The following is a 7,140-nucleotide window of genomic DNA, read 5'->3' as shown; positions in this document are numbered from 1 at the left end:
CCTTAGAATACAACACAGGCTCCGGTTGGGTGACAGTGCCAAACGATGGCGTAGTAACGGTGCCAGCTGGGCAAACCGAGTTTGATGTGCGTATTGCTTCCATTGATGACGCGGTGTACGAAGGCCCTGAAGATTTCAGTGTGACAGTAACCGGCATTGGGGCAGTGCAAGGCAGTGATACGGGTACGGCGACGATTATTGATAATGATGCTCCTCCTTCTATTTCAAATGTTGTGAATGCAGTTGTTTCGGAAGAAGGTTTAGCTAATGGTATCCCTGATAATACAGGATCACCTTCAGACACTACTAACTCCGCAAGTTTCTCAGGAACATTCACAGTTGCCGATCCAGACACGGCGAATGTTTCAGTGGTATTGGCTGGCCCTAACAACCTAACATCAGGAGGGGAGCCTATATCGTGGACGTGGGACAACAGTACTCAAACGCTGACTGCGAAAACTGCTCACCTGAGCGTTGTTGCTACTGTTGTGCTGAGCGAGCCTTCAGCTTCAGGTCAAGGCTCTTGGGACTATACTATTACTCTGTTTGAGCCACTTGATCATCCTGTTAATGATGTGGAAGACATCATCAACTTTGATTTACAGATTTCTGTAAGTGATGGACAAACAACAACATCTCAAAGCTTAAATGTGGCCGTTGAAGATGATTGCCCATACGTGCCTGTGGTTGTTCAACCCGTCGATGTGTCGCTTACTGGTGCACCTAACGTTCTGACAGGGCGCATAGATTTTGCAGGAAGTGAGGCAGATGCAACCAGTCGAACATTTGGGGACGTTGTTGTGACTGCAAACGGTTTTGTGTCTGACGAATCTGTGATGCTGGGAACAGCTGAAATCAATCAATCATCAGAAGGGATTGGCGTTAAAAGTTCTGGTAACAACGGCTTCCAATTAGAAAACGAAGTCGATTATCGATTCGCGGGTAATGAGGGTGTATCAGAGCAGTTAATCATAGACTTAGGCAATAAAGTTGCTTACGGAGCAGAAATAGAATTTGAGAAAATGTTTGGTGGTGAACTTGAGAAAGGAATCGCATCTTTTTATAGAGATGGTGTATTAATTGCTCAGCAATCGTTCAGCTCTGACGCAAGCAGTGGTGATTACGCGGCAAATTTCAATGTTCAACAGGGAGGCTTTGATAAAATCATCCTCGAGGCGACCAGTAATGGCAATGGCCCGGATACTGAAGACAACAGTGACTTTACCGTTAAATCAATAACCTTTACAGGTGCGTACTCTGGCGTGCCAATTGCTAGTGCGGATGGGAACCTCGGTGCTGTATATGGAGCTGATGGCCCTGGTTCTATAGTCTTAAATGGAGGTGAGGCTGGTTTAGAGACTCTAGATGGTAAAGACGTGTTGATATACGTCGATCCACAAAACTCTAATAGACTGATTGCAGAGGCTGATGGAGAGCTTGCATTCGAAGTTCAACTTACACCTAGCACTGGAAAATGGGAGTTCTTCCAATACTTGCCTTTGACCTCACCTTATGGCGATGGGGATATCGATTTTAACTACACTATTACTGATAATGATGGCGACAGTAAAGCGGGGTACTTTTCTGTCAACCCTTACGCCCCACCAATCGTAGAAGGTGTAACACTAAACGTTTCTGAGGAAGGCTTAAGCAACGCCATTGCTGATGACTCTGCTCTAAACGGCTTTGATGACACAACTGACTCGAGTTCTGATGTAGAACAATTGACGCTGGGTCAAACCGTTGATTCTGTTACGCTCAGTGAACCATCTACAGTTCTTACTAGTAACGGGATCTCTGTAACGTGGACGTTATCAAATAACGACCAAATGCTTATCGGTTCAGCGAACGGTGAAGAGGTTATCAAAATATCAGTCAATGATACTGGAGTGGTATCTACGGAGCTTCTTGGTCCGATTGATCACTCCAACCCATCTGGAGAAGACACCTTAAATATTGAGGTGCCTGTGCTTGTCTCGAATGCTCGTGGTCTTACTAACTCCACAACGGTCAACGTTATTGTGGAAGATGACTCACCAGATTCTGCATCTATTATTCACGATGTAGTTGCAGAAACTAAAGAAAGTGCCAACGTTCAGCTCATAATGGATGTCTCGGGTTCTATGCGAACGGATAATCGCTTGCAGATAATGAAAGATTCGGCAACTCAGTTATTGAATCAATATGAGTCTATCGGTCAAACGCGAGTTCAAATTATTACTTATAGCAGTACAGCATCCACTTACGCTATAGGTGCTGCGACGTGGCTGACGGTCGAGGAGGCCAAAGCGTATATTGAGACGCTAACTGCGGGTGGCGCGACTAACTATAACAACGCGCTAAATGAAGCAAAACAGTCATGGGATGATGTAGGTAAGTTAACCAGTGCGTCGAATGTTAGTTACTTCTTGTCAGATGGTCAGCCAAACCCTGCGTCATCATTTATAAACGACGCTCGCGAGCAGAGTTGGATTGATCACCTAACCGATCCTGATAATCAGATAACAGCCCTAGCGTATGGCATGGGCGTTAATCTTATGCCGGATCAATTAGATCGCGTAGCATATGATGGCTTTTTGAATCAAGACCTTGATGGTGTTGTGGTTCCTGACGTAACTCAATTACCTCCGGTTATGTTGCAGTCAGTAATTCAACCTGTTGGGGGGAACTTGATGTATACCACTTCTCCAGATACAGGTATTGGTGCGGATGGTGGTTATATTAGCGAAATAGAACATGACGGTGTCACTTATTCGTTTGATGGTACAGACCTAATAGTTACTGACAATAACGATGGTATTTCGCATGCATTTGACGACACAACGATGCAGCTTACTATCTATATCGACAGCAAACATACTCTGGAAATCGACCTAAACGATGGTGCGTATGCATTTTATGGTGCGGTGGGTGATACAGTTGAAACGTTAGACTTCGATTATGTATTGACGGATAACGATGGCGATCAAAGTGAGAATACCCTGCAATTCGTTATTGATGAAAACGGAGGAGTAAATGCTTCAAGTAATGGCTCTGCAAATATTATTGAAGCTGAAGTAGATGTAAGTCATGACATCTTGATCGGTAATGATAACGAGGCAGATGTCTTTAAATGGGTCAACGACTCCTTGGATACAGGAACAGATCTAATTAGAGGTTTTGAGAGAGATTTGGACACCTTAGATCTGAGTGAAGTCGTTGAAGATGCCGGGCACAATACGATAGAAGAACTTCTTAATAGTATTGACTTGAACATTGATGGCATTACCTAATTTTAGAAATAACCCATAACGATGGAAACTCAATTCAAACTATCGTAATAGAAAACGGGGCGACAGAGTTTAGTGATTTAATCGTGGGAAATGCGGACTTTGAGAGAGATGTGTTATCCGCACTAACTAAGGTTAACTTAGAGCCATAATGAAAAAGGGCCAGTAGGCCCTTTTCTTCTGCTTTGTCTTACTTATTCGTAGCCTAAAGCACTTTACATGCAAAACCTTTTAAGTAGAAACCTTCTGGATATGCTGTATCGGTTGGGTGGTCAGCGGCTTGTTCAAAACGCTCCACAAACTTTACTTGGCGGTTAGCGTCTACGGCTGCATCAGCGATGATTTTCTGGAACAGAACTTGATCCATCAAGCCAGAGCAAGAGTAGGTCAGTAGCGTGCCGCCCGGTTTTAGAATTTGCATTGCTAGCATGTTGATGTCTTTGTAACCACGACATGCGCCGTTTAGTTGTGCTTTGCTCTCTGCGAACTTCGGTGGGTCCATGATCACAACATCGAACTGAGTTCCTTGATCACGATACTCACGAAGCAGCTTAAATACGTCTGCATTTAGGAACACGGCACGCTTCTTCGAAATATCAAACTCGTTTAGTTCTGCGTTGAATTTTGCGGTATCTAAAGCAGGTTGTGACACGTCAGCGTTAATCACACGCTTTGCATCACCTTTTAGAGCGTAAAGTCCGAAGCCACCAGTGTAAGAGAAGCAGTTAAGAACTTCTTTGCCTTTCATATATTTCATCGCTTGCTGGCGACTATCACGTTGATCTAGGTAGAAACCTGTTTTGTGTCCGCCAACGATATCTACACTAATCTTTACGCCATTTTCTTCGATGACGACCGATTTAGGTGGCTCTTCGCCGTGCAAGACGCCCGTGATCTCTTTTAAACCTTCTTTTTTACGAACGGCCACGTCAGAGCGCTCGTACACATTACAATCAGGGAAGCACTCAACCAGAGCGTCAACAATAGCCTGCTTATTGTGTTCTGCGCCAGCACTGAGAAGTTGGCACACAAAGAAATTTTGGTAACGGTCGATCGTAACGCCAGGTAAGCCGTCAGACTCTGCTGCGATAAGGCGATAACCCGTAAGGCCATCACGTTTGATAATGTCTTCACGAAGAAGTTGTGCGTCTTTAAGTCGTTTAACGAAAAACGCGGTGTCGATTTCTTCTTTATCAAAACTCCAAATACGAGCACGAATTTGTGAAGCTGGCGAATATGCCGCCTTAGCTAGCCATTTACCGTCGTGAGTGAATACATCAACCGTTTCGCCAAGAGCAGGTTCGCCCTCAACTTTGTTGATGCCTCGAGAGAAGATCCAAGGGTGCTTGCGCTTAACCGATTTCTCACGACCTTTAACCAAATAGATAGCAGCTGTCATTTCATTTGCTCTTGTTGAATTTTGAAAGGGGCGTATTGTCCGGGATGTTGAGGGCAAAAGCAATATCCCTCAACAATCCAGTCATTTGCTAAACGGTCGGTATCGTTAGTCATAATCGTCGGCATAGCTGTTAGCTGGCATAAAAAAGGGCCACTTGCGTGACCCTGATAAACTGATATTTGCTTATGCTCTCAAACCTGTGAGGAGAGATTCCATCGTATCGCTTTGCTTACGCAACTGTTCGACGTTTTGCGAGGTCGTGCTGATCATATTGCACACATTATCTGCTTGAACTCGGATTTCTTCAACGCTTGAGGCGATATTGTCCGCGACTACACCTTGTTCTTCAGCCGCTGTTGCAATTTGAATACTACTGTCGGAGATAGTTTGATTTTTATCTGCCAAAGAGCCGATTTCGTGATTCACTTCCGTCATGAGGTTTTGTCCCTCATTTGCATTGTTGACAGTCACTTCCATCAGTTTAGTAAGTGATTGACTGTTACGCTGTAATGATTCGATCATCGTTTGGATTTCAACCGTCGCTTGTTGAGTGCGTCCCGCAAGAGCGCGAACCTCATCTGCAACGACCGCAAATCCACGACCTTGCTCACCAGCACGTGCTGCTTCAATGGCTGCGTTCAATGCAAGTAGGTTAGTTTGCTCGGAAATCCCATTAATGGTTGTCACGACTTCATCAATTTGTGCGGCATTAGCATCTAACTCCGCTACTGCTTGAGACGCAGATTGAATCTCATTAGAGAGGTTCGAAATCGAGTGAAGCGTATTCTCAACTTTCACTTGTCCAGACTGAGCCACGTTACGCGCATCATCGGTTTGCGTGCTTGAATCGTGAGCTAGTGTCGCGACTTCTCGAATCGTTGATGCCATCTGTTCCGTTGCACTCGCAAGAGAGTTGAGGTGTTCCTGCTGAGTCGCTGAAATATCTGAACTGTGATGAATCGATTGATTCAGATCTGAGCTAATTTGTTGCATTAAAGCCACAGACTCTTGAATCGACAGCACCATTTGTTGCTCTCGTTCTGCAACTTTGTCTATCGTAATAGCAATTTCACTAAACTCGTCGCGAACAGGGAAGAAGTTCATTCTCGCGGTGAGGTCACCTCCCGCAAGGGTGTTTAATGCTTTATTCATCGTGAACATTGCGCCGCCGATAAACGTCATGATGTAGTAAACGCCAAGCGCGAGAATAAACAAGCTCACACAGATGATGCTCACTTGAGTCGTTGATAGGGTAGCCCATAAAGAAAGTTCATGGTTTGCAACCAAGCTGTACGCACCATTTAAAACTGATACGGATTGCGGCCCTGAGCCAATAGAAACGGTTTCTGAACCCGCAATGAGGCTTGCTACTTGAGATTGAGAAAGGTTGCCTGCCTCTATCAGACCTTTCATAAGCATGAGCTCTTCTTGGTACATACTTGAGATCAACGTATTAGCCGCGCTATTAAGGACGAGAGTGAGAATGACTAAAGCAAGAAGAGGGAGAGCGAAGAGCAAATAGAACTTTTCTTGAATCTTTAAGTGAATGAGATACTTATCAATCCAGCGGAATGGAATTTCTTTCATAATTATAATAACCGTGCAAAAACCCACTATCCTTAGTGGGGTGAATAGACGAAAAGAATATATCACTCAGTAAAAAGAAGCGGTACAAAGATGAACGTAAAGTGTGAGAGATTTATAGTAAAAGGTCATGTTCAAGGCGTGGGTTTTCGTTACCATACTTCCCATCAAGGATTGAAGCTAGGGTTAACAGGTTATGCGAAGAACCTAAACAATGGTGATGTTGAAGTGATGGCGTGTGGAACAGACGCGCAAATAGCTGCGTTTTCCGAGTGGTTGAAAGAAGGCCCGCGAACGGCAACAGTAGAGAGTGTGATACAGGAGTCTGCGTCATATAAGCCGTTGCGCGGTTTTAAGATTTTGTAAATTCTACAAGCATTTAGCTGGCTTTGGTAGGCCGGCTAATTTAGTCGCTTGTTTAGCTGGTCCCTTTTTAAACAGCTTGAATAGATACTTACTGTTACCTTTTTCTGGGCCGTGCGCTTTTTCCATTGCTTTGACAAGCATACGCACAGCTGGGGAAGTATTAAACTCTTCATAAAAATCTCGCACAAAGTGCACAACTTCCAAATGAGCATCCGTAAGCTCGATGTCTTCTTCTTTTGCTAAAAGCTCAATCATACCTTCTTCCCATTGAGTATGATCCAGTAAGTAGCCTTGAGCATCAGTTTCAATTTCTTTGCCGTTGTAAACGAACATAACGTTTTATCCGTTAAGTGAACATGGATGTTTATAGATTAGCGACAGGTGAGGATGTTCTCAACAAAAGAATCTCGAAGTAGTGCCGAGCGAAGCAAAAGCGTACAAAATGGTGAGTGCTTTTTGACTAAGCGAGGTGCTTTGATATAAATGCTCTTTTATTCAAATAAATAGGAAACTATTCAGTTT

5 protein-coding genes are annotated in these 7,140 nt (G+C 44.1%); 2 read left to right on the top strand and 3 right to left on the bottom strand.

The window, feature by feature from the left end:
• Positions 1–3,272: VWA domain-containing protein (locus CAG69_RS01680; protein WP_237668016.1), on the top strand; the 3,272-nt coding region annotated here is incomplete at its 5' end.
• 202 nt (positions 3,273–3,474) lie between these two features.
• Here the strand turns inward: CAG69_RS01680 and CAG69_RS01675 are convergent.
• Together CAG69_RS01675 and CAG69_RS01670 are read right to left on the bottom strand one after the other, a co-directional pair.
• The gene (locus CAG69_RS01675) at positions 3,475–4,668 is read right to left on the bottom strand and encodes a class I SAM-dependent methyltransferase (protein WP_042523010.1); all 1,194 of its coding nucleotides are present in this window, start codon (positions 4,666–4,668) and stop codon (positions 3,475–3,477) included.
• A gap of 183 nt (positions 4,669–4,851) precedes the next feature.
• On the bottom strand, positions 4,852–6,255 hold the full coding sequence (locus tag CAG69_RS01670) for a methyl-accepting chemotaxis protein (RefSeq protein ID WP_161442417.1): 1,404 nt from the start codon (positions 6,253–6,255) through the stop codon (positions 4,852–4,854).
• Positions 6,256–6,345: 90 nt separating this feature from the next.
• Between CAG69_RS01670 and yccX the strand changes: the two genes are divergently transcribed.
• Positions 6,346–6,618 carry an acylphosphatase gene (gene yccX / locus CAG69_RS01665; protein ID WP_161442415.1) on the top strand — a complete coding sequence of 91 codons (273 nt, stop codon included), beginning with the start codon at positions 6,346–6,348 and terminating at the stop codon, positions 6,616–6,618.
• Between the two features lie 3 nt (positions 6,619–6,621).
• Here the strand turns inward: yccX and CAG69_RS01660 are convergent, their stop codons facing one another.
• Positions 6,622–6,951: a TusE/DsrC/DsvC family sulfur relay protein gene (locus CAG69_RS01660; protein ID WP_005377396.1), complete on the bottom strand. Its 330-nt coding sequence runs from the start codon at positions 6,949–6,951 to the stop codon at positions 6,622–6,624.
• Between the last annotated feature and the right edge of the window lie 189 nt (positions 6,952–7,140).

Origin of the sequence: Vibrio sp. V43_P6S15P86, from assembly GCF_009904725.1 — a bacterium.
Lineage (GTDB): Bacteria > Pseudomonadota > Gammaproteobacteria > Enterobacterales > Vibrionaceae > Vibrio > Vibrio diabolicus.
The sequence above is the reverse complement of the archived record's forward strand: the minus strand, read 5'-3'. Positions and strand labels throughout refer to the sequence as shown.